Consider the following 20,169-nt stretch of genomic DNA (forward strand, 5'->3'; position numbering starts at 1 on the left):
GACAGGGGCAATTCCAAATTGGTTTGATGTTATGCGTTATTCACTTAGGCTATAGGTGGCTTGATCGCGGTCAACAAAAACTGTTCCAAAACATCTGCATCGACGGGTTTCAGCATAAGCTGCAATCCTGCCTCTTTGCATTTTCGACGCAGTTCACCAGATCGATTTGCCGAAATGATACGGGTTGGGATGTCATTGTGTTTTTGCAAAATGGTTTGCGCCAGATTGATACCGTCATCCCCATAATCAAGTTGATAATCGATCACCATCGCATCGGGCATGATTTGGATTTCATCAAGCAAATCCAACGCCTCTGGTGCGCTGGCGACGTCTAATACGTTGATATCCCATTTGTTTAATAACAACACCATTGCGCGGCGTAATTCTTGATCGTTTTCCACCAACAGGACAATCAAACCTTGGTTTTGCAAACTGTTGCGTGGTGAATATTTTGAATTTTGCGTCGTTGGGTTGGATTGGATTTGATCGGAAATGGGGACATTTACGAAAAACCCCGAACCTTTGCCCAAAACGGACCAAAGCTGGAGCGGATGGCCAAGCTGTTCACAGGCGCGTTCAACAATTGCAAGGCCAAGCCCCATGCCCTCGGATGCGCTGGCACGGGTTTCAAGGCGTTGAAATTCATCAAAAATAATGGCCTGATCTGGTTCGCTAATGCCGCGCCCTGTGTCCCAAACCTCTAGCCTTAGCGATCCACCGTTGCGTCGCGCACCCACCAAAATACGCCCCTGATCGGTATATCGAATGGCGTTGCTGATAAGGTTTTGCAAAATACGGCGCAGATAGGATGGATCGGAACGCACTGTGACGCTGCTATTCACCACAACAAGTTCCAAGTTTTTGAGTGCCGCAATCGGTTGGAATTCATTTTTCAACGTCGTCAAAATATCGCTCAGTCTAAAATTACCAACCTCAAGTGATGCAGAACCTGAATCAAGTTTCGAAATTTCCAACAAATCTTCGATAATGGTTTCAACGCTTAACAATGCCTGTTCTGCCTTGGCCAAGATTTCTTGGTTTGCCTTATCTGACAGCGCAGCAAGATAGAGTTTTGCCGCGGACAGGGGTTGCAATAAATCATGGCTTGCGGCAGCAACAAATCGGTTTTTTGATGCGTTTGCGCGTTCGGCGGATTGCAATGCCTGTTGCAAATTATCGGTGCGTTCTTCGACCCGTAGTTCCAGCGTTTCGTTGGCGCGTGCCAACATACGGGTGGCGGATCGTTCGGCGGATACATCGGTGAGGCTGATTACAAAACCACCATCGGGCATACGGCGGACAAAGGCATCCAGAATTTGCCCACTTTTGGAGGTCACCTCAAATGACAAAGGACGTCGAACATTTGGGGATTCCACCCAATTATTCAAAATTTGCATCACCTTGAGGTTTTCCGCGCCAAAACTGCTGCGCAGATTGTCAACAACCCGCGTAAACCCAACCCCCATACGAAGCGATTTTGATTTCAGGCTCAGCAGGCTATTGAGGCTTCGGTTCCAACCGATCAAACGTGATTGTTTGTCAAAAATCGCAACCGCTTGGTTCAAATGGTCCAACGTGGCTTTGATCATCCGCGCCTGATCGTCCAGCAATTTATCCCGCTCTTCGCGTTCGGTGCGGATGATGTCGGTGACATCGGTTTGCATGATTACGGTGCTGCCGTTCAAAGTGCGATCGGTGCTGACCTGTAACCACTGGTCATCATCAATTGCGATATTGAACACCGCGTGTGGTTTTTTGTGCAACTCCTTGCGATCAGCCGCCCAATTTTGGCGGTTGGTTCCTTCGGGTGGGATTAAATGTGGGCTATTGGCGGCAAGGTCAATGAAATCATTCAACATTAACCCAGGTGCCAATTTCGGGCGGATATCGGGCAGGGCGGTGCAAAAACGGCTGTTGTTCATCACCAGAACATCGTTTGAATCAAACAATGCGAAACCTTCTTCGATGGCCTCGATGGCGTTAAACATATCTTCGCGTGCAGATTCTGTGGCATCCATCGCACTGGCAAGGTTTTCGTTGGATTGATTCAACAGGTGCAATGCCTGTTCCAATTCGGCAGTGCGTTTGCGCACCTGATCCTCTAGCAGGACTGCACGTTCAAATTGGGCATAGGCATCGCCGTTTTTATTGGTGTCTTGTTCAACACGCCGCATCAGCGCATCAACAATTTTCAACAGCTTTTCATTTTGCTCGGTGATTGGTTTGGATGTATCGACCAGAGAATTCATGCGTTACACTTTGTTTTCAGGTCGATAAATCGCGACACCTGTCATGGTTTGGTTCACATGCATTGCGCCAAATTGTTCGCCATAGGTGTTAAATCCGATTGCGCGGTTTTTGGCCATGATGTTGGACAATGCAATTGTTTTTTGGCCTTGGGCTGCTTCTAATCTGCGTAAAATACAATCGCAAATCAACATACAATCGAGTGATCCTTGATCGGCAATTTTGGAAAATTCACGTTCCAGATGGGTTTCCATATCTTCGGCATCTGCAAGCGTTAAAACCAACCCTTCATCAATGGCCGAGAAAAACACCAGATCGTTGTCTTTGGTCACCTGTTGGATGGCACGCACATGATGGCGCCCACCCACGCGTACCACCAATGGGTTGGATGCAAATGTAAATTCGGATAGCTGGTTTGGGTCCTTGCCCAAGATACGCGCATATTCACGTGCTGCGGGTTCGGCGTTGATTTCATGCACGATACGTCGCGCAGGATCGGCGCGGGTCACAACCATTTTTTCGCTGCTTGCCGACAGATGATCAAGGCTAAAGGTTTCAATCACACAATCGCTACGAATAAATGTTAAAACGGCTGCGTTTTGGTGGCTGGTACCATTGAAAGAAACAAAGGTTTTTTCAAATCGCGTACCATCGCCCGCAGAACCGCCAAACAATGGCACAGGGCCAAGGCCCGATGATATTTTGCTGACCAATTGATCCTCAAACAGAGATAATCCATCCACGATCAAAAACGCAACTTCGTGCGAAAATGTCGGATTTGCATCGGTTAATTCGGTGCGCGCACGGATCATATCGCCGATAAGGTCGGTCGCATTCACCGATGTCACATCGTTGATAAGTATCGTTTTTGTCGAAAAATGCGCATTTGGTAATCCTACCGCGACTATCTGATCTTCGGTATAGCCAGACATGATTTCGCCTGCTGTGGTACAGGCGACAATACGATCGGTTTTAAATGCGCTTTGGGCAAGATGCACAACGTTGTCAAAATCTGCACTGGGAGACACGTATAAAAATACATGTGCAAAATCTTGGCCCAATTCATCTGCAAGAATTTGAATAGCATTTGGATGATGCGCCGCAACAGATGCGGATCGCACGATGTGATCAATTTGTTGATTCACCACAAACCCCTCCCAAAGTTGTGGTTAATGTGTATTCACGTCCGTTTGCATTTGCGCAAGGTTTTGGAACTTTGCCTGTTGCAGCAACAAAACCGCCTGTGTGCGATTTTGCGCGTTTAGTTTTCGCAAAATGGCCGTGATATGAGCCTTCACCGTAGCCTCTGCAATCGACAATTCATAGGCAATTTGTTTGTTTAATTTCCCATCACTCATCAGGCGCAAAATGCGGCCTTGCTGACGGGTTAATGTGGCAAGGCGATCAATAACGATTTGTGGTGAATCTTTGTCAGTTTCGGCATTTGGAGATTCCACAAATTCTGGGGGTAGATATGTTTTCCCGCTGCGCAGTGTTTCAAACGCCTGTTTAAACACCTCTTTTGGGCTGTGTTTAGGGATAAATCCATTTGCACCAGCGGCAATTGTGGATCGGATCATTTGATTGTCCGACATGGATGATACAACAACGATAATTAGTTTTTCGTTGCGTGCACGAATGCGCATTAACCCATCTAAACCGTTTACGTCAGGCAGGCTGAGATCGAGCAAAACAATATCGGGGGTTAATCCCGCATCAAGTTTATCCAACGCATCTTGTAATGATGCAGCGGTATCTGGTGTTTCGATGTCTGATACCATTTGCACGATTAACGATAATGCATCACAAAATAAGGGGTGATCATCAACGATCAACGCTGAATTGAGATCAATTTGAAGCTGTTCCGTTGCGCTCTCTGTCATTGATTACTTTCACAAAGTTTGATGGTCACATCAGATAATGGCTTACGCTAGCGAATATGGCTGATCTATTCAACTGATTGGCGACTTGGACATTGGTCGTATTTAGGGTTTTGCAGTTCAAGCATAGAGTTACCCCATTATTGGGAGACAAGAATCGTGGAATTAAAAGATACCCGCGTGATCAAGGCCGATCCAGCAACAGTATGGAAAGCAATCCTTGATCCCGAAGTGTTAAAGGCATGCGTGCCAGGTTGCCAAGAAATGACAGGCAACGCCGAACAAGGATTTACAGCAACCGTTGTACAGCGTGTAGGGCCGGTAAAGGCCACGTTTAAGGGCATTGTTAATTTGTCCGATATGAACGCGCCAAACAGCCTGACAATCAGCGGCGAGGGCCAGGGCGGTGTTGCAGGATTTGCCAAAGGTGGTGCGGATGTAACCCTAACGCCAAATGGCGAGGGTACAGAGCTTACGTATAACGTAGAGGCCAAAGTGGGTGGTAAACTTGCCCAACTTGGATCGCGTATCATTGACAGTTTCGCCAGCAAAATGGCGGATCAGTTTTTTCAAAAATTTCAAGATATCGTCGAAGGTGGGGGCGCACCCGCTGCCAGCACAGCACAACCCGTTAAACAGGGTGGGTTCTGGGCATGGCTAAAACGTTTGTTTGGCGGCGCATAAATTACAATAGCGGAGGAAAAAATGACAAAAATAACGATGACAGTAAACGGAAAGGCCGCGAGCGCGGATGTTTCCGATAACACCTTGCTGGTGGAATATATACGTGAACATCTGCGCCTGACGGGCACACATGTTGGTTGTGATACCAGCCAATGCGGCGCATGTGTTGTGCATGTGAACGGCCAAGCAATGAAATCTTGCACGATGCTTGCCGCCGCTGCCGAAGGTGCTGAAGTAACCACCGTTGAAGGGTTGGCCGCATCCAAGGATGATCTGCACCCGATGCAATTGGCATTTAAAGAAAACCACGGTCTGCAATGCGGTTTCTGCACACCTGGCATGATTATGACAGCCACCGATATGGTCAAACGATATCAGGAAGCGGGCAAAGAATTGACCGAAGACGCCATTCGCCACGAGCTTGAGGGCAATATCTGCCGCTGCACGGGGTATCATAACATCGTGAAATCCATTCAGGACGGCGCGTCCAAAATGACAACCGCTTAAGGGAGGAAAAACCATGAGTGAAGGAATTGGCGCAAGAGTCCTGCGCAAAGAGGACAAACGTTTTATCACAGGCAAGGGGCGTTACACCGATGATATCATCGAGCCAAACCAAGCCTACGCCGCATTCGTGCGATCACCACATGCACATGCCAAAGTGAATGGCATTGATGCATCCGCCGCATTGGCGATGGATGGCGTTGTGGATGTTTTGAACGGTCATCAATTAACAGGTGATGGTATTGGTAATATCATCTGTGGTTGGGGTGTAACATCCAAGGATGGCACACCGATGAACATGGGGGCATGGTCCGCACTTGCCACTGATACGGTGCGCTATGTGGGTGATGCGGTTGCGGTTGTGATTGCGGACAGCAAAGAAATCGCCAAACTGGCGGCGGAATCCGTGGTCGTTGATTATGAAACGCTTCCTGTTGTTGTTGGCTCTGTCGAGGCATTGGCAGATGGCGCACCACAAATTCACGAAAACGCACCGGGCAATCTCATCTTTGATTGGGAAATTGGTAACAAGGAACCAACCGATGCGGCTTTGGCAAGCGCAGAACATATTGTCGAGATGGACATTGTGAACAACCGTTTGGCGCCAAATCCGATGGAGCCACGTTCAGCAATCGCAACATTTAATGAATCCGAAGATCATTATACCCTATATACTACATCGCAAAATCCACATGTTGCACGTTTGGTTTTGTCTGCGTTTTATAACGTAGCACCTGAACACAAACTACGTGTGATTGCACCTGATGTTGGTGGTGGTTTTGGGTCCAAGATTTATATCTATCCCGAAGAAATCACATGTCTGTGGGCATCCATGAAAACCAATCGTTCGGTGAAATGGACATCCGATCGCACAGAGGCATTTTTAACAGATGCACATGGTCGCGATCACGTCACACATGCCACGATGGGGCTGGACAAAAACCACAAAATCGTTGGGTTGAAGGTAAATACCAAGGCCAACCTTGGCGCGTATATGTCGCTGTTTAGCTCGGCCACGCCAACCTATCTTTATGCCACATTGCTGTCTGGTCAGTATAACATCGAAAATGTTTATGCTGATGTGCAGGGTGTTTATACAAACACCGTGCCAGTGGATGCATATCGCGGTGCAGGGCGACCAGAGGCCAGTTTCGTTATGGAACGCATGATGGAAACCGCTGCACGCCAGTTGGGTGTTGATCCGGCCGAATTGCGTTTAAAAAACTTTGTCAAAGAATTCCCGCATCAAACGCCTGTTATTATGGCCTATGACAGCGGTGATTTTGCAGCGAACCAAAAACAAGCAATGGACGCTGCCGATTACAAAGGGTTCGAAAAACGTCGGGCAGAGGCCGCAAAACGTGGCAAGCTGCGCGGGATTGGTTTTTCAAACTATATCGAGGCATGCGGTATCGCACCGTCCGCCGCGGTCGGGAGCCTTGGCGCCGGCGTTGGCCTGTGGGAAAGTGCCGAGGTACGGGTAAACCCCGTTGGCACTATTGAAATCCTGACAGGTTCACACAGCCACGGGCAAGGCCACGAAACCACATTCACACAAATTGTAGCGGAACGTTTTGGTCTGCCGACGGAAAACATTTCCATCGTGCACGGCGACACGGACAAGGTACAATTTGGCATGGGTACCTATGGTTCCCGCTCTGGCGCGGTTGGCATGTCCGCCATCGTCAAGGCAATGGACAAGGTAGAGGCCAAGGTCAAAAAAATCGGCGCACATGTGCTGGAAGCATCCGAAGATGACATCATCATCGAAGATGGCGCGGTCAAGGTGAAGGGTACGGATAAACAGATGTTGTGGCACGAGGTCGGCCTTGCCGCCTATACCGCGCATAATATCCCAGAGGGCATGGAACCAGGTCTAAAAGAATCTGCGTTTTATGATCCAAGCAACTTTACCTTCCCTGCGGGCTGTTACATTTGCGAGGTCGAGGTTGATCCAGAAACGGGTGTGACCAAGATCATCCAATTCACAGCATCCGATGACTTTGGCACAATTATCAACCCGATGATCGTAGAGGGCCAAGTCCACGGTGGCCTTGCCCAAGGTATCGGTCAGGCCATGTTCGAAGGTGTGGTATATGATCCCGACGGGCAACAGTTATCCGCATCATATATGGATTACTGTATGCCACGTGCGGATGATGTGCCGATGTATCAGGTTATGCATCAATCAACCGAATGCCCAGGCAATCCATTGGGTATGAAAGGCTGTGGCGAGGCTGGCGCGATTGGATCGCCACCAGCGGTGATCAACGCGATCACAGATGCCATTGGCAACAATAACCTTAACATGCCAGCAACCCCCAGCGCCGTTTGGGCCGCTTTGCAAGAAGCATCCAAACAAGCCGCAGAATAAGGAGAGCAAAGATGTATACGACAAAATATCACAAAGCGTCTGATGCAGCCAACGCGGCATCCCTGTTGGGGGCATCGCCAGAGGCAAAAATATTGGCGGGTGGTCAAACTTTGATCCCCACCATGAAGCAACGCCTTGCAGCACCAACCGATCTGATTGATATCAGTGGCATCGCAGAGTTGCGCGGCGTGACGATCGAGGCGCGCAAAAAACTGGGCGTGTTAAAGGCAAAGGGTGGTGAAACCATCACCATCGGTGCGGCAACCACCCATTACGAGGTTGCCAATAACGCCGATCTTGCAGCGGCTTGCCCTGCGATCACTGGTTTGGCCGCCAATATTGGTGATCCAGCCGTGCGCCATCGCGGCACGATTGGCGGTTCCATTGCCAATAACGACCCTGCGGCGGATTATCCCGCAGCGTTGCTGGCGCTTGGTGCAACCATCCACACGACATCGCGTGACATTTCTGCGGATGATTTTTTCACAGGAATGTTTTCAACGGCGTTGAATGACGGCGAGGTGATTAAATCTGTGTCCTTCCAAGCACCCGCCGCCGCTGGTTATGGGAAATTCCCCGTACCTGCGTCGCGCTATGCGATGGTTGGTGTGTTTGTTGCCAAATCCATTGATGGTGATGTGCGTGTGTCTGTGACGGGCGCGGGTGATGACGGTGTATTCCGCCATGCCGGTTTGGAATCCGCACTAACATCTGATTGGTCACCAGCATCTGCCGCAGGTGTGAACGTTGGCGCCGAAGGATTGTTATCCGACATCCACGGCAATGCCGCGTATCGTGCCAATTTGATTGGTGTGATGGCCAAACGCGCTGTTGAATCCGCTTAATCGGCGGAAAACAAAACTGAAATCCACCAGCCCCTTGTTGGGCTGGTGAAGTTTGTTAGTGTGGCAATATGACGAATAACATACCCAAATCCATCGACGAAACGCTGACCCTGTTACGGGGCCAAGGCTACATCTGTGATCGCGGATTGGGCACATTAACGTTTCTGTCGCTTTCGCTTGATCGCCCGATATTTTTAGAAGGCGAAGCAGGGGTGGGTAAAACAGAACTTGCCAAAACTTTGGCTACTGGATTGGGGCGCGATTTAATCCGTTTGCAATGTTACGAGGGCTTGGATGCATCCACTGCCGTTTACGAATGGAATTTCGCAAAACAAATGTTGGCCATGCGCGGGGACGATGGGCGCGATATATACACGGATGAGTTTCTGATCAAACGCCCACTGTTACAGGCGATGGAACCCCATGCAAATGGTGCACCGATCCTGTTGATTGACGAAATTGATCGCACCGATGCCCCGTTCGAGGCATTCTTGCTCGAAGCATTATCCGATTATCAGGTTAGCGTACCCGAAATCGGTACGATCAAGGCACCCGAACCGCCGATTGTGATCCTGACATCCAACCGCACCCGCGAGGTGCATGATGCATTGAAACGGCGCTGTTTATACCACTGGGTTGATTATCCCGATTTCGAACGCGAATTGGAAATTTTGCAATCACGCGTACCAGAGGCAAAAGCACAACTCAGCAGCGAAATCGTGGCCTTTGTCCAACGATTGCGGGGTGAGGATTTGTTTAAAAAACCTGGTCTTGCCGAAACGCTTGATTGGGCAAAATGTTTGGTCGCACTTGATGTTGTTGCCCTGGCACCTGATGTAATCGCAGACACTATCGGGGCGGTATTGAAATACCAAGATGACATTGCAAAATTACATGGATCAGAGGTTAGCCGTATTCTGGAAACCGTACGCGCCGATCTGCGCGAGGCGGGATGAGCGTTATCCCCATAACACCCCATGGGCGGTTGCCTGAAAACATTACCTATTTTTGCAAAGCCTTGCGCCGCGCAGGTGTGCCGGTTGGCACGGCCCAAGTGATTGACGCCATTCGCGCCGTTGAAACCGTGGGGTTCACCAATCGGCGCGATTTTTTCATTACCTTACGCGCAAGCCTGATCACCCGACCAGAACATTTACAAGTGTTTGAACAGGTGTTTCGCATGTTCTGGCGCGATCCCGAGTTTTTGGAAAAAATGATCACAAACCTGTTGCCCGTGATCAATGCACCACCGGTGGAGAAAAAACCAAAACCCGCCGAAACCCGTGCGGCGGATGCGATGGCGGATGGTGCTTCGCGTGATGCGCCTGAGCAGGTGCGCGATGAATTGGAACTGGATGCGCAATTATCCGTGTCGCAAAATGAATTGCTCAAAAACATGGATTTTGAAGCAATGAGCAATGCAGAAATGCGTGATGCAGAACGCGCCATCGCAAAAATGGAATTACCCGTTTTAAAAACCCCGTCGCGGCGATACCAAACCGCAAGTTATGGTCATATGATTGATGCACGCGCCGCATTTCGCGCTGCACGTCGTCTGGGTGGTGAAGTATTATCATTGCCACGCAAACGGGCGGTGAAACAGCCGCCCAATTTGGTGGTGCTTTGTGATATTTCGGGATCAATGTCGGCATATTCGCGCATGATGATGCATTTCATCCATTCGGTATCGCTCAAACGCGGGGCAGGTTGGGCGCGTGTGCACGCATTTACCTTTGGCACACGTCTGACCAATATCACCCGAATGTTGAATGAAAAAGAACCCGATGCCGCGCTGAAATTGATCGGCAATCAGGTAAACGACTGGGATGGTGGCACATTGATCGGTACATCGCTTGAACGGTTCAACAAAGATTGGTCGCGCCGTGTGCTGGGCAGCAATGCAATGGTGTTGTTGATCACTGATGGTTTGGAACGAGAGAATGTTGAAAACCTGTCGCAACAAATGCAACGGCTATCATTATCCGCCAAACATATTTTATGGCTGAACCCTTTGTTGCGATGGGATGGTTTCGAACCCCAAGCCATGGGAATTCGTGCAATTCTGCCCCATGTTGATAGTTTCAGCGCGTGCCATAACCTTGCATCATTACAAGAGCTTGCAGCACTGCTCAGCAATGTAAATAATACCGGTGAGAAAAACCGAATGAAGGCCATGTTATGACGCAAATTGAACATATGCCAAGCGTGGCAATGCAATTCATATCCGATGGGCGCGGTGCCGCGCTGGCCACGGTTATTTCAACTTGGGGATCCGCACCACGTCCAGCGGGATCGCAACTTGCAATTAGCGAAGACGGCGCGTTTTTTGGGTCCGTTTCGGGGGGCTGTGTCGAAGGTGCAGTGATACTAGAGGCACAGGCCGCCATTGCAGACGGCCAATGCCGTGTTTTGGATTACGGCGTTGCGGATGAAGAAGCATTTGCCGTTGGCCTTGCCTGTGGCGGTGACATCAAAATTTTGGTCGAACCAATTGGTGTTGGCGATGGGCCAACAGTGGCGTTGATCACCGAATTGGTCAAAGCGGCGGAAGAACGTCGCGCGATTGGGTATCAAGTTAATTTGTCAACTTGGGAGCGTAGCTTGGTTACGCCCGTTAATGCCCCTGACGCGTTTGCCGCAGATAAATCAATGTTGGATGGCGACACATATGTGGGCGTGTTCAATCCGCCGCTGCGCATGGCGATTGTGGGGGCGGTGCATATCACGCAATCACTGGCGGCGATGGCACGCATGGCGGGGTATACCGTTTATTTGGTTGATCCCCGCGACAGTTTCGCAACCAAGGAACGTTTTCCTGATGATCAATTCATTGATGAATGGCCTGATGATGCGATGGATGCAATCGGGCTTGATCCACGCACGGCGGTTGTGACTTTGACCCATGATCCAAAAATGGATAATCCAGCCTTGGAACGCGCATTGAAAAGCGATGCGTTTTATATCGGTGCTCTTGGATCGCGCAAAACCCATGCGAAACGGGTGGCACATTTGCAATCTGCGGGGTTTAGCGAGTCTGAAATCGCCAAAATCCATGCGCCAATCGGTGCGGATATCGGGTCAAAATCGCCCGCAGAAATTGCCATATCCACCATGGCAGAAATCACCGAACGACTACGCCGACCAGAGACACGGCGATGAAATTTGGACCTATTTCAACAACCGATGCACGGGGTGCGATTTTGGCGCATTCGTTACGAGCGGGTGATTTGCACCTGAAAAAAGGACAAGTTTTGGATCAGACGCAGATCGCGGCGCTGGAACAGGCGGGTATTTTTGAAATAACCGCCGCCATTTTGTCCAATGCAGATATTGGCGAGGATATCGCCGCGCAAAAAATCGGGGATGCGCTGCAAAACGCAAATATCGGCTGTACCATGCCAGTTGCTGGGCGCGTGAACCTGTTGGCGGGGCATGATGGTGTTGTGGTGTTTGATGTTGATCAGATCAACGCGATGAACAACATTGATGAATCAATTACAATTGCCACGCTTGCAAATCATTCAAAAGTTGCCAAAGGTAGCCTGATCGCAACGATCAAGATCATCCCATATGCCGTTGATAAACAACATCTAAACAGTATTGTTCATGTGATTTTGGATAACACGGTGCAATTGTTTCCGTTCAAACCCAAATCGGTTGATTTGATCCTGACCAAGACCACAGGGTTTAAGGAAAGTTTGCTTTCCAAGGGTGAAAAAATTATCGCAACCCGCATCGCGCCATTGAATATGACGATAAATCAATGCGAAACGGTTTCACATTCAGAAGATGCGATAAAAGCCGCGATAAAGAATTGCCGTTCCGATGTAATCTTGTTGTTAGGTGCATCGGCCACATCGGATCGCCGCGATGTAATACCTGCGGCCATCGCACGGGCAGGTGGGCAAATTTTGCGATATGGCATGCCTGTTGATCCTGGGAACCTGTTGGTTTTGGGGCAAATTGTTGGGCGGCCTGTTGTTGGCCTGCCTGGATGTGCACGTGCGCCCGCGTTAAACGGGGTGGATTGGGTGTTGGAACGCTTGGCAGCAGGGATTGATGTGCAATCAAATGATATCGCCGCAATGGGTGTTGGTGGATTGCTCAAGGAAATTCCAAACCGTATCCAACCCCGCGCAAAACGTGCAAAGGAACCCACGCTGAATTACGGTGTGATGTTGGCCGCAGGTGCATCGCGTCGCATGGGCGATCAGGATAAGCTGCTGCGTAAAATCGATGGAGTGCCATTGTTGCGCCGATCCGTGGAAACCATGTTGGCCGCAAATTTTGATAAATGCGTGGTAACATTGCGAACAGGGGCAGATGCCCACCGCGCAGCACTGTCGGGGTTAGACGTTGAAATTCAAGAGGTTGTGGACGCAGATCAAGGCATGTCCGCATCGATCCGCGCCGCAATGGGATGTGCAAATGGCAAGGCAAAAACTATCACGTTTGCGCTTGCCGATATGCCAGATATTCGCGTTGATCATTTTAATGCGCTGTTGTCAGCGCATGACCCAAATCAAGATCGGCTGATTATTTGTCCAAAAACCAGTGCGGGCACACGCGGGCATCCTGTTTTGTTTGATGCACGGTTTAGCGAAAATTTAAAAGATATCAGCGGGGACAAAGGTGCGCGCGATGTGCTGCGCGCGGTGCCTGAATTTATCCACGAAATTGAAACGGATAACGCTGTGACGGTCGATTTGGACACGCCCGATGCGTGGAAAAATTGGGAATCCAAAAACAATTAACCCAAATAAAAAGGCACCCCGAAGGGTGCCCTTTCAGGGGAGAATTTTTATATTAATTGGCTGATGCCATTTGCTTTGGCAATTTAAATACCCACATCAAGCCACCTTGGTTCAGGTAGTTCACCTTTTTGGCAACTTCGCCACCCCAAAGTGGAACCGCACCGCCCCAACCAGAGGCCACAGCAACATATTGTTCGCCGTCCATGTCCCATGTGATTGGCTGACCTACGATACCAGAACCGGTTTGGAATGACCAAAGCTCTTCGCCGGTTTCATCGTCGAATGCTTTGAACTCACCCTCTGGTGTACCTGTGAATACAAGCCCGCCAGCGGTGGACATTACACCACCCCAAAGAGGCGCGTTGTTTTTGTATTCCCATTTGATATCACCTGTGTCTGGGTCAACGGCCTTGAGCGAACCAATGTAATCTTCGAACAATGGTTTGATGGTAAAGCCAGAGCCAAGATACGCGGCACCTTTTTTATAGGTTACTGGTTCATTCCAGATATCCATGCCCCATTCATTTGAGGGAACGTAGAACAGGCCCGTTTTTGGGCTGTGCGCCATTGGCATCCAGTTTTTACCACCCAAGAACCCAGGAACGGAGAACGTAGTTTCACCTTTTTTACCATCAGCAGCGGCTGTTGGATCACCGGGGCGATTGTTTTCAATGAAAATCGGGCGACCGTTTTCATCAATGCCTTCGGCCCATGTGATGTTTTGCACAAACGGTGATGCGGAAACGAATTTTCCGTCTTCGCGATTCAAGACATAGAAATAACCATTGCGATCCGCAGTGGCGTAACGCTTGTTACCTTCACGATCGGTATAGGCGACAACTTCGTTCACGCCGTCAAAATCCCAACCTTCACGTGGGGTTGTTTGGAAATGCCACTTGATTTCACCCGTTGCTGGATCAATGCCCAGACGGCTCGCGGCATAAAGGTTATCACCAGTGTTGCCATCGGTGGGTTTACCCGCACCGCGCAGATGGCTGTTCCATGGGGCAGGGTTACCTGTACCAAAAATCAGCGTGTCGGTATCGGCATCATAACTGCCACCCAGCCACGTTGCACCGCCACCTGTTTTCCACATATCACCTGGCCATGTGGCATTAAGTGTACCCGTCATGGTGGATTCTTCGCCGTTCAACGTTCCCATGTGACCTTCGATCACAGGGCGTGTCCAGACCAGATCACCTGTTTCGGCATCGCGCGCTTGCACTTCGCCAACCACACCAAATTCACCACCTGAATTACCAGTGATGACCAAACCGTTCACGATCAAAGGTGCGGCAGTGTATGAATAACCAGCTTTGTAGTCAGCGATTTTTTTGCGCCAAACAACGTCACCCGTTTTGGCGTTCAATGCAACGATACGCGCATCCAATGTGCCAAAATAAATTGTGTCACCATAAATGGCGGCACCACGGTTCACCACATCACAACATGGCAAGATACCTTCGGGTAGGCGGGCGTCATATTGCCAGATCTCTTTGCCCGTTTTGATATCAATCGCATACATGCGTGAATATGAACCGGTGATATACATCACGCCATCATGCACCAATGGCTGAGTTTCCTGGCCGCGCTGTTTTTCACCGCCAAGCGAAAATGCCCATGCTGGCACCAAGTTTTTAACGTTATCTTTGTTCAAAATTTCCAACGGGGAATAGCGTTGCAAATGGCGACCCATACCATTGGTAAGAACGCTACTTGTGTTTGCGGCATCGTTGGCGATATCGGCTTCTGTTACGGGGCCTGCTGATGCTGGTGCTGTTGCGATTAGACACGCAACTGCGGCAGCTACGAAATTTCTCATATTTTCCTCCCTTAGTGCAAGGACACGACCCAAAGAGTCGTCCTTATGGTGGGGGAATTATGGAACAGCGGGCACATACGGGGTATTAGCCTTAGGTCGATACGACCAAAGGCTAATATGAAAATGAACAAAAACCCCGTCGCTAATCATTTGGTCGTATATCCGTGGAAATCCCTGCGAATTAGATATGAATAAAACATATAAGGGAGAGAGATATGAAGCAGCTTCGTCTGATCATAACAGCATTTATCGCAACGATGTTAAGCGCCAGCCTTGGTTTTGCAGAAACACCGGTTCTGCGCGCGGCGGTGTTAAAGGTGGGCACGGTCAATTGGGAATTGGACACAATCAAACACAACGCTCTTGATCAAAAAAACGGATTTGATTTGCAGGTGACTGGCATGGCTGGAAATCCAGCAACACGTATTGCATTTCAAGGTGGCGAAGCGGATGTGATTGTCGCCGATTGGATTTGGGTTGCGCGCCAACGTGCAGAAGGAAAAGATTTCGTTTTCATCCCATATTCCAAGGCTGTTGGTGGTTTGTTGGTGAAAAAAGACAGCCCAATTCAATCACTGTCCGATTTAAAGGGTAAAAAAATCGGTATCGCCGGTGGACCAGTGGACAAAAGCTGGTTGTTGCTCCGTGCTTTAGCGGAACAAAAGGGTGGTTTCGATTTGGCGGGGGAAACTGAACAGGTTTTTGGTGCGCCACCCTTGGTGTTTAAATCAGCACTCAGCGGAGAGGTGGATGCCGCAATAAATTTCTGGCATTTCAATGCAAAAATGCAAGCGGCGGGTATGCGCCAAGTTGTTTCCGTTGCTGATGCAGCAAATGAGTTGGGGCTCAGCAGTGAAACACCATTGTTGGGATATGTGGTGCGTGGTGAATTGGTACGCGAACATCCTGAACTGGTGAACGGATTGGCAATGGCATCACGCCAAGCCAAGGAAATTTTGGCAACAGATGATACTGCTTGGGATCGTTTACGCCCAATGATGCGCGCCGAAAAAGACAGTGCATTTAATGCGCTCAAGGATGGATTTCGCGCAGGTATCCCAACAAGCTATGCCGTGAATGAAAAAGACGCTGCAACATTGTTGCAAGTGATGGCAAAATTTGGGGGTGAAAAACTGGTTGGCAAGGCTGTAACATTGCCACAAGGTGTATTTCTACAACCAGAAAGTTAAACAGATTAAAACGCTTTCGCGAATAATATCGATTGCAGCTTTTATCGCAATCTGGGCGGGCTTGGCCTTTGTTTTGCAAGATCGCGAAACATTGCCAGGGCCGCTTGCTGTTTGGCAATTGATGATTGGGGAATTGCAATCGGGCGAATTGTTGTTTCATATCGCGATCACATTGCGCCGCGTTGCATTTGCATTCGTTATTGCGATGTCCTTGGGTGTTGTATTTGGCCTGATCATTGGGCGAAACCGCAATGTAAACCGTTGGTTTGATAGCTGGCTTTTGATATTCTTAAACCTGCCGGCGCTGGTCACGATTGTGCTGTGTTATTTGTGGATTGGGCTTACGGAAACGGCGGCGATTGTAGCGGTGTCGTTGAATAAAATTCCGATGGTCACCGTAATGATCCGCGAAGGTGCACGCGCATTAGATCCCAAATTGTTTGACATGGCACAGGTGTTCCATATGAACCGCGCCGCTCGATTGCGCCATGTGATCCTGCCACAGTTGGCCCCCCAATTGGCCGCATCCGCGCGGACAGGTTTGGCGTTGATCTGGAAGATTGTCTTGGTGGTTGAATTTTTAGGGCGGTCCAACGGTGTTGGATTCCAAATCCATCTGTATTTCCAACTGTTCGATGTGGGCCGTGTTATGGCCTATTCGATCTCGTTCGTGCTTGTGATGTTGGCGGTGGAATACCTGATCCTTCAACCAATTGAAAACCGCGCTAACCGCTGGAGGCATGCATGATTTCTGTGGCCGTAAAGCGCAAATCATTCGGTGCACAAACCGTGTTGCAGGATGTGAATTTTGACATTGCCACAGACGAACGCGTTTCGATTGTTGGTCCGTCGGGCGTTGGGAAATCAACATTGTTACGCCTGATTGCGGAGCTGGATCGCGATTATGAAGGGCAAATATCAACGGTTAAAAACAGTGCCGTGGTGTTTCAAGAACCCACATTATTAAACTGGCGCGATGTGATGGATAATCTGCGGATCACGACGCGCAAGGATGATCGCACGCTTGAAAATATACTGGCCGAGGTTGGGTTAAGCGACAAGAGCGATATGTTTCCATCACAGCTTTCGCTTGGTCAACAGCGTCGTGTATCATTGGCGCGTGCGTTGGCGGTGAATCCTGAATTGTTGATTTTGGATGAACCATTTGCATCGCTTGATGATGAAATGGTTGATGAAATGCTCGCACTCACAAAACAGGTGGTGGATACGCGCAACATGGCATTGCTGTTGGTTACGCATACCAAAAAAGAGGCGGCATTTTTAACGGATCGTCAATTGATGTTGGGTGGAAATCCGGCCACAATTATTCAATAATTTGGTGCGTATTTCCAATTATCCGCATCGGGTGTGACGGTTTCAACGTCGTAATCATCCATTTGTAATTGTTTGGCGATATCTAAACCGTTGTTCGCCGCTTGATCCACATATTGGCGGCCAAGCTCGATATTTTGCGTTTGCCCATGCCCGCGCATCAGATCTAGCCCGTAATTATACATCCCCATTGCATCACCTGCATCCGCTGCGCGCCGATCCCAATCGGCGGCGGCATCTGGATCGTATTCATCGCCATATCCATTATCATCCAGATATGACATCCAAGTCATGGCCTGTGTCCAACCTTGTTTGGCGCATTCGCGAAAAATTGTGCGTGCCTGTTCGTGTGAACCACCTTTGGTCAACAAATAACCTTGCGAGCAGATTACCATATTCACATCGCCACCCTCGGCGCGTTTTACGGATTTTCGCAATGTCATTTCTTCGGGGTTAAGCGTGCCACCCTCGATATCTTCTTCGTTGGCGGCAAAGCCTGGATTTGAAAGCGATAGCGACAAAAGTAGCGTGGTCAGATAATATTTCATGTGCATTCCTTATGATGCGGCTGAAATAGGCTAGCCCGTTTTTCGGTTGGTCATTGTCTTGGCTGGATTGTATCCCCAAAGGCTCGCAATCATAAATACGACAAAAGATGTAACAACCCAGATCAACGCCATCCCGTTAAATTGCCCATAAAGCGCAAAGCGGATAAGCTCGATCGCATGGGTGAACGGGTTATAGGCGCATATATCGCGTAACAATGGCGACCCTTCGGCCATTTTCCACAATGGGTATAGCGCGGTTGACAGGAAAAACATCGGAAAGATGACGAAGTTCATTACACCAGCAAAGTTTTCCAATTGTTTGATCGTTGATGATAATAACAACCCCAATGCGCCCAACATCAAGCCGCTACAAACCAAGACGGGCAGGGCAAAGACATATCCAATCGGCGGGAATGTAATGCCAAATAGTGCTGCGATCCCAAGGAATGCATAAACTTGTAGCAGTGATACAAAAACACCTGCGAATATTTTGCTGAGCAATAACCACCAGCGCGGCAATGGGCTGGTTAACAACAGCCGCATTGATCCCATTTCGCGATCATACACAAGGCTTAACGATGATTGCATGCCATTGAATAATTGGATCATGCCACATAGGCCAGGCACAATATAAACCTCGTAGGTGATATAGGTTTGATAGGGGGGCATGATGGATAACCCCAATGCCGCGCGAAATCCCGCGGCAAAAACAACAAGCCAAATCAGCGGGCGCACAAGTGCAGATAAAAAACGCGAGCGTTGCCCAACAAAGCGGAGCAATTCGCGACGCACAATGGCGAATAGGGCGGTAAAATAGATCATGCGCCCACCGTTTTTTGGGAAAACCAATGTGCCAGATCATTTGTGCCAACCACATCGGATACTTGTCCTGTTTCCAACACTTGACCATGGTGTAACAACACCATCTGATCGGCGGGGTAAATTTCATCGACCAAATGTGTCGCCCATAAAATGGTGATACCATCATCACAAAGTTGGTGAACATATTGGGTGATGGATTGGCGCGTTTCGTGATCCAAGCCAACGGTTGGTTCATCTAGCAATAAAATGGAAGGCTCATGAACTAATGCACGCGCAATTTCCATGCGACGACGATGCCCGCCATTTAGATTGCGCAATTTTTCATCGGCGCGTTCACCCATTGATAATCGATCAAGCGCATCTGTAATCCTTGGTTTTGCGCGGCGTCGTGATATTCCGTGAAGTGCGGCGAAATACAACAGGTTTTCACGAACACTGACATCCAGATCAAGTGTTGGTTGTTGAAACACAACGCCAATATTTTTGCGCGCAATGCGGCCATAACTGGCCAAATCATGACCCAAAACCGAAACCGCCCCATCGGGGGATCGCACCAACCCCGTTAATACAGAAAACAATGTTGATTTCCCAGCGCCATTGGGGCCGAGCAAGGCGCAAAAGCTGCCCGTTGGAATATCAAAAGAGACATTGTTCAGCGCATTTTTTGTAGCATACGAATAGCTTAGGTCGCATACTGATAAGGCATATTTACTCAATGGTGATGGTCACAGTCTGTAGATCACTTCCAGGGACGCCAAAGCGATAGCTGCCTGGCTTAATTGCCACGAATGATAGCTCTGCTTCACCTGCTTCGTCAAATTCCATACTGTCAATGCCATAGGGGCGGATCTCGATGCCCTCGACCACGAATTCATCCACCCAAATGGCGCGGAAAAATCTTGCACCAGCAAGGGCGAGCTCTTGGCTCCCGTCCGCGGTGATTTCCAATTCGTAATAGGTGCCGGATTTAAGTGTAATCGTATCACCATTTTCCAAAAGTGGCATTCCCGATGACAATGAAATTTCCGGAATCTCACCGCGATTGGTTTTGGATAAAATCCCTGCCTGACCAAAGCCTTTATCATCGTCGTCATCTGCGAACGCAATGCTGGTGGCCAATATCAAAGGGATGCACAATAATTTTGCGATTGAATATTTCACTATAAT

19 protein-coding genes are annotated in these 20,169 nt (G+C 49.2%); 11 read left to right on the plus strand and 8 right to left on the minus strand.

Annotated features, from left to right (window positions below):
- Positions 1-44 precede the first annotated feature (44 nt).
- From BFP76_RS09610 to BFP76_RS09620, 3 genes are read right to left on the minus strand one after another with little or no spacing between them, the layout of a single operon-like run.
- Positions 45-2,249 carry a hybrid sensor histidine kinase/response regulator gene (locus BFP76_RS09610; protein ID WP_099593116.1) on the minus strand — a complete coding sequence of 735 codons (2,205 nt, stop codon included), beginning with the start codon at positions 2,247-2,249 and terminating at the stop codon, positions 45-47.
- A 3-nt stretch (positions 2,250-2,252) separates the two neighbouring features.
- Positions 2,253-3,392 carry an FIST N-terminal domain-containing protein gene (locus BFP76_RS09615; protein WP_240514023.1) on the minus strand — a complete coding sequence of 380 codons (1,140 nt, stop codon included), beginning with the start codon at positions 3,390-3,392 and terminating at the stop codon, positions 2,253-2,255.
- Between the two features lie 24 nt (positions 3,393-3,416).
- On the minus strand, positions 3,417-4,130 hold the full coding sequence (locus tag BFP76_RS09620) for a response regulator (RefSeq protein WP_099593120.1): 714 nt from the start codon (positions 4,128-4,130) through the stop codon (positions 3,417-3,419).
- Between the two features lie 156 nt (positions 4,131-4,286).
- Between BFP76_RS09620 and BFP76_RS09625 the strand changes: the two genes are divergently transcribed.
- From BFP76_RS09625 to BFP76_RS09660, 8 genes are all read left to right on the plus strand, one after another.
- On the plus strand, positions 4,287-4,811 hold the full coding sequence (locus BFP76_RS09625) for an SRPBCC family protein (protein ID WP_099593122.1): 525 nt from the start codon (positions 4,287-4,289) through the stop codon (positions 4,809-4,811).
- Positions 4,812-4,832: 21 nt separating this feature from the next.
- Positions 4,833-5,318, plus strand: a complete 486-nt coding sequence (locus BFP76_RS09630; protein WP_099593124.1) for a (2Fe-2S)-binding protein — start codon at positions 4,833-4,835, stop codon at positions 5,316-5,318.
- A gap of 13 nt (positions 5,319-5,331) precedes the next feature.
- Positions 5,332-7,689, plus strand: coding sequence for a xanthine dehydrogenase family protein molybdopterin-binding subunit (locus BFP76_RS09635; RefSeq protein WP_099593125.1), 2,358 nt, complete (start codon positions 5,332-5,334; stop codon positions 7,687-7,689).
- 11 nt (positions 7,690-7,700) lie between these two features.
- Positions 7,701-8,534, plus strand: a complete 834-nt coding sequence (locus tag BFP76_RS09640; protein WP_099593127.1) for an FAD binding domain-containing protein — start codon at positions 7,701-7,703, stop codon at positions 8,532-8,534.
- 68 nt (positions 8,535-8,602) lie between these two features.
- On the plus strand, positions 8,603-9,490 hold the full coding sequence (locus BFP76_RS09645) for an AAA family ATPase (protein WP_099593129.1): 888 nt from the start codon (positions 8,603-8,605) through the stop codon (positions 9,488-9,490).
- Positions 9,487-10,716 (plus strand): vWA domain-containing protein, encoded by a 1,230-nt coding sequence (locus tag BFP76_RS09650; protein ID WP_099593131.1) that lies wholly within the window; start codon positions 9,487-9,489, stop codon positions 10,714-10,716. Before BFP76_RS09645 ends, BFP76_RS09650 begins: the two co-directional genes overlap by 4 nt.
- Positions 10,713-11,693 carry an XdhC family protein gene (locus tag BFP76_RS09655; RefSeq protein WP_099593133.1) on the plus strand — a complete coding sequence of 327 codons (981 nt, stop codon included), beginning with the start codon at positions 10,713-10,715 and terminating at the stop codon, positions 11,691-11,693. Before BFP76_RS09650 ends, BFP76_RS09655 begins: the two co-directional genes overlap by 4 nt.
- Positions 11,690-13,288 carry an NTP transferase domain-containing protein gene (locus tag BFP76_RS09660; RefSeq protein WP_099593135.1) on the plus strand — a complete coding sequence of 533 codons (1,599 nt, stop codon included), beginning with the start codon at positions 11,690-11,692 and terminating at the stop codon, positions 13,286-13,288. Before BFP76_RS09655 ends, BFP76_RS09660 begins: the two co-directional genes overlap by 4 nt.
- A gap of 52 nt (positions 13,289-13,340) precedes the next feature.
- Here BFP76_RS09660 and BFP76_RS09665 read toward each other — a convergent pair whose 3' ends face one another.
- Positions 13,341-15,110, minus strand: a complete 1,770-nt coding sequence (locus tag BFP76_RS09665) for a PQQ-dependent methanol/ethanol family dehydrogenase (RefSeq protein ID WP_099593137.1) — start codon at positions 15,108-15,110, stop codon at positions 13,341-13,343.
- 215 nt (positions 15,111-15,325) lie between these two features.
- Here BFP76_RS09665 and BFP76_RS09670 point away from each other — a divergent pair, with 215 nt between their 5' ends.
- The 3 genes from BFP76_RS09670 to BFP76_RS09680 all read left to right on the plus strand — a co-directional run bounded on the left by BFP76_RS09670 (position 15,326) and on the right by BFP76_RS09680 (position 17,635).
- Positions 15,326-16,300 (plus strand): ABC transporter substrate-binding protein, encoded by a 975-nt coding sequence (locus BFP76_RS09670; RefSeq protein ID WP_099593140.1) that lies wholly within the window; start codon positions 15,326-15,328, stop codon positions 16,298-16,300.
- A gap of 73 nt (positions 16,301-16,373) precedes the next feature.
- Positions 16,374-17,048, plus strand: coding sequence for an ABC transporter permease (locus tag BFP76_RS09675; protein WP_240514024.1), 675 nt, complete (start codon positions 16,374-16,376; stop codon positions 17,046-17,048).
- Entirely contained in the window at positions 17,045-17,635 is a 591-nt protein-coding gene (locus BFP76_RS09680) for an ABC transporter ATP-binding protein (RefSeq protein WP_099593142.1), read from the plus strand. The genes BFP76_RS09675 and BFP76_RS09680 overlap by 4 nt, the downstream gene beginning before the upstream one ends.
- Here the strand turns inward: BFP76_RS09680 and BFP76_RS09685 are convergent.
- Genes BFP76_RS09685 through BFP76_RS09700 form a run of 4 tightly spaced genes read right to left on the minus strand, consistent with a single transcriptional unit; the run spans position 17,629 to position 20,163 of the window.
- Entirely contained in the window at positions 17,629-18,180 is a 552-nt protein-coding gene (locus tag BFP76_RS09685; protein WP_099593144.1) for an SEL1-like repeat protein, read from the minus strand. The two genes, BFP76_RS09680 and BFP76_RS09685, sit on opposite strands and share 7 nt — an antisense overlap.
- A 30-nt stretch (positions 18,181-18,210) precedes the next feature.
- Positions 18,211-19,002, minus strand: coding sequence for an ABC transporter permease (locus BFP76_RS09690; RefSeq protein ID WP_099593146.1), 792 nt, complete (start codon positions 19,000-19,002; stop codon positions 18,211-18,213).
- Positions 18,999-19,718 (minus strand): ABC transporter ATP-binding protein, encoded by a 720-nt coding sequence (locus BFP76_RS09695; RefSeq protein WP_099593148.1) that lies wholly within the window; start codon positions 19,716-19,718, stop codon positions 18,999-19,001. Before BFP76_RS09695 ends, BFP76_RS09690 begins: the two co-directional genes overlap by 4 nt.
- Positions 19,711-20,163: a cupredoxin domain-containing protein gene (locus BFP76_RS09700; RefSeq protein ID WP_099593150.1), complete on the minus strand. Its 453-nt coding sequence runs from the start codon at positions 20,161-20,163 to the stop codon at positions 19,711-19,713. Before BFP76_RS09700 ends, BFP76_RS09695 begins: the two co-directional genes overlap by 8 nt.
- Positions 20,164-20,169 lie beyond the last annotated feature (6 nt).

The organism is Paramylibacter kogurei (assembly GCF_002742285.1).
GTDB classification, from domain to species: Bacteria; Pseudomonadota; Alphaproteobacteria; order Rhodobacterales; family Rhodobacteraceae; genus Amylibacter; species Amylibacter kogurei.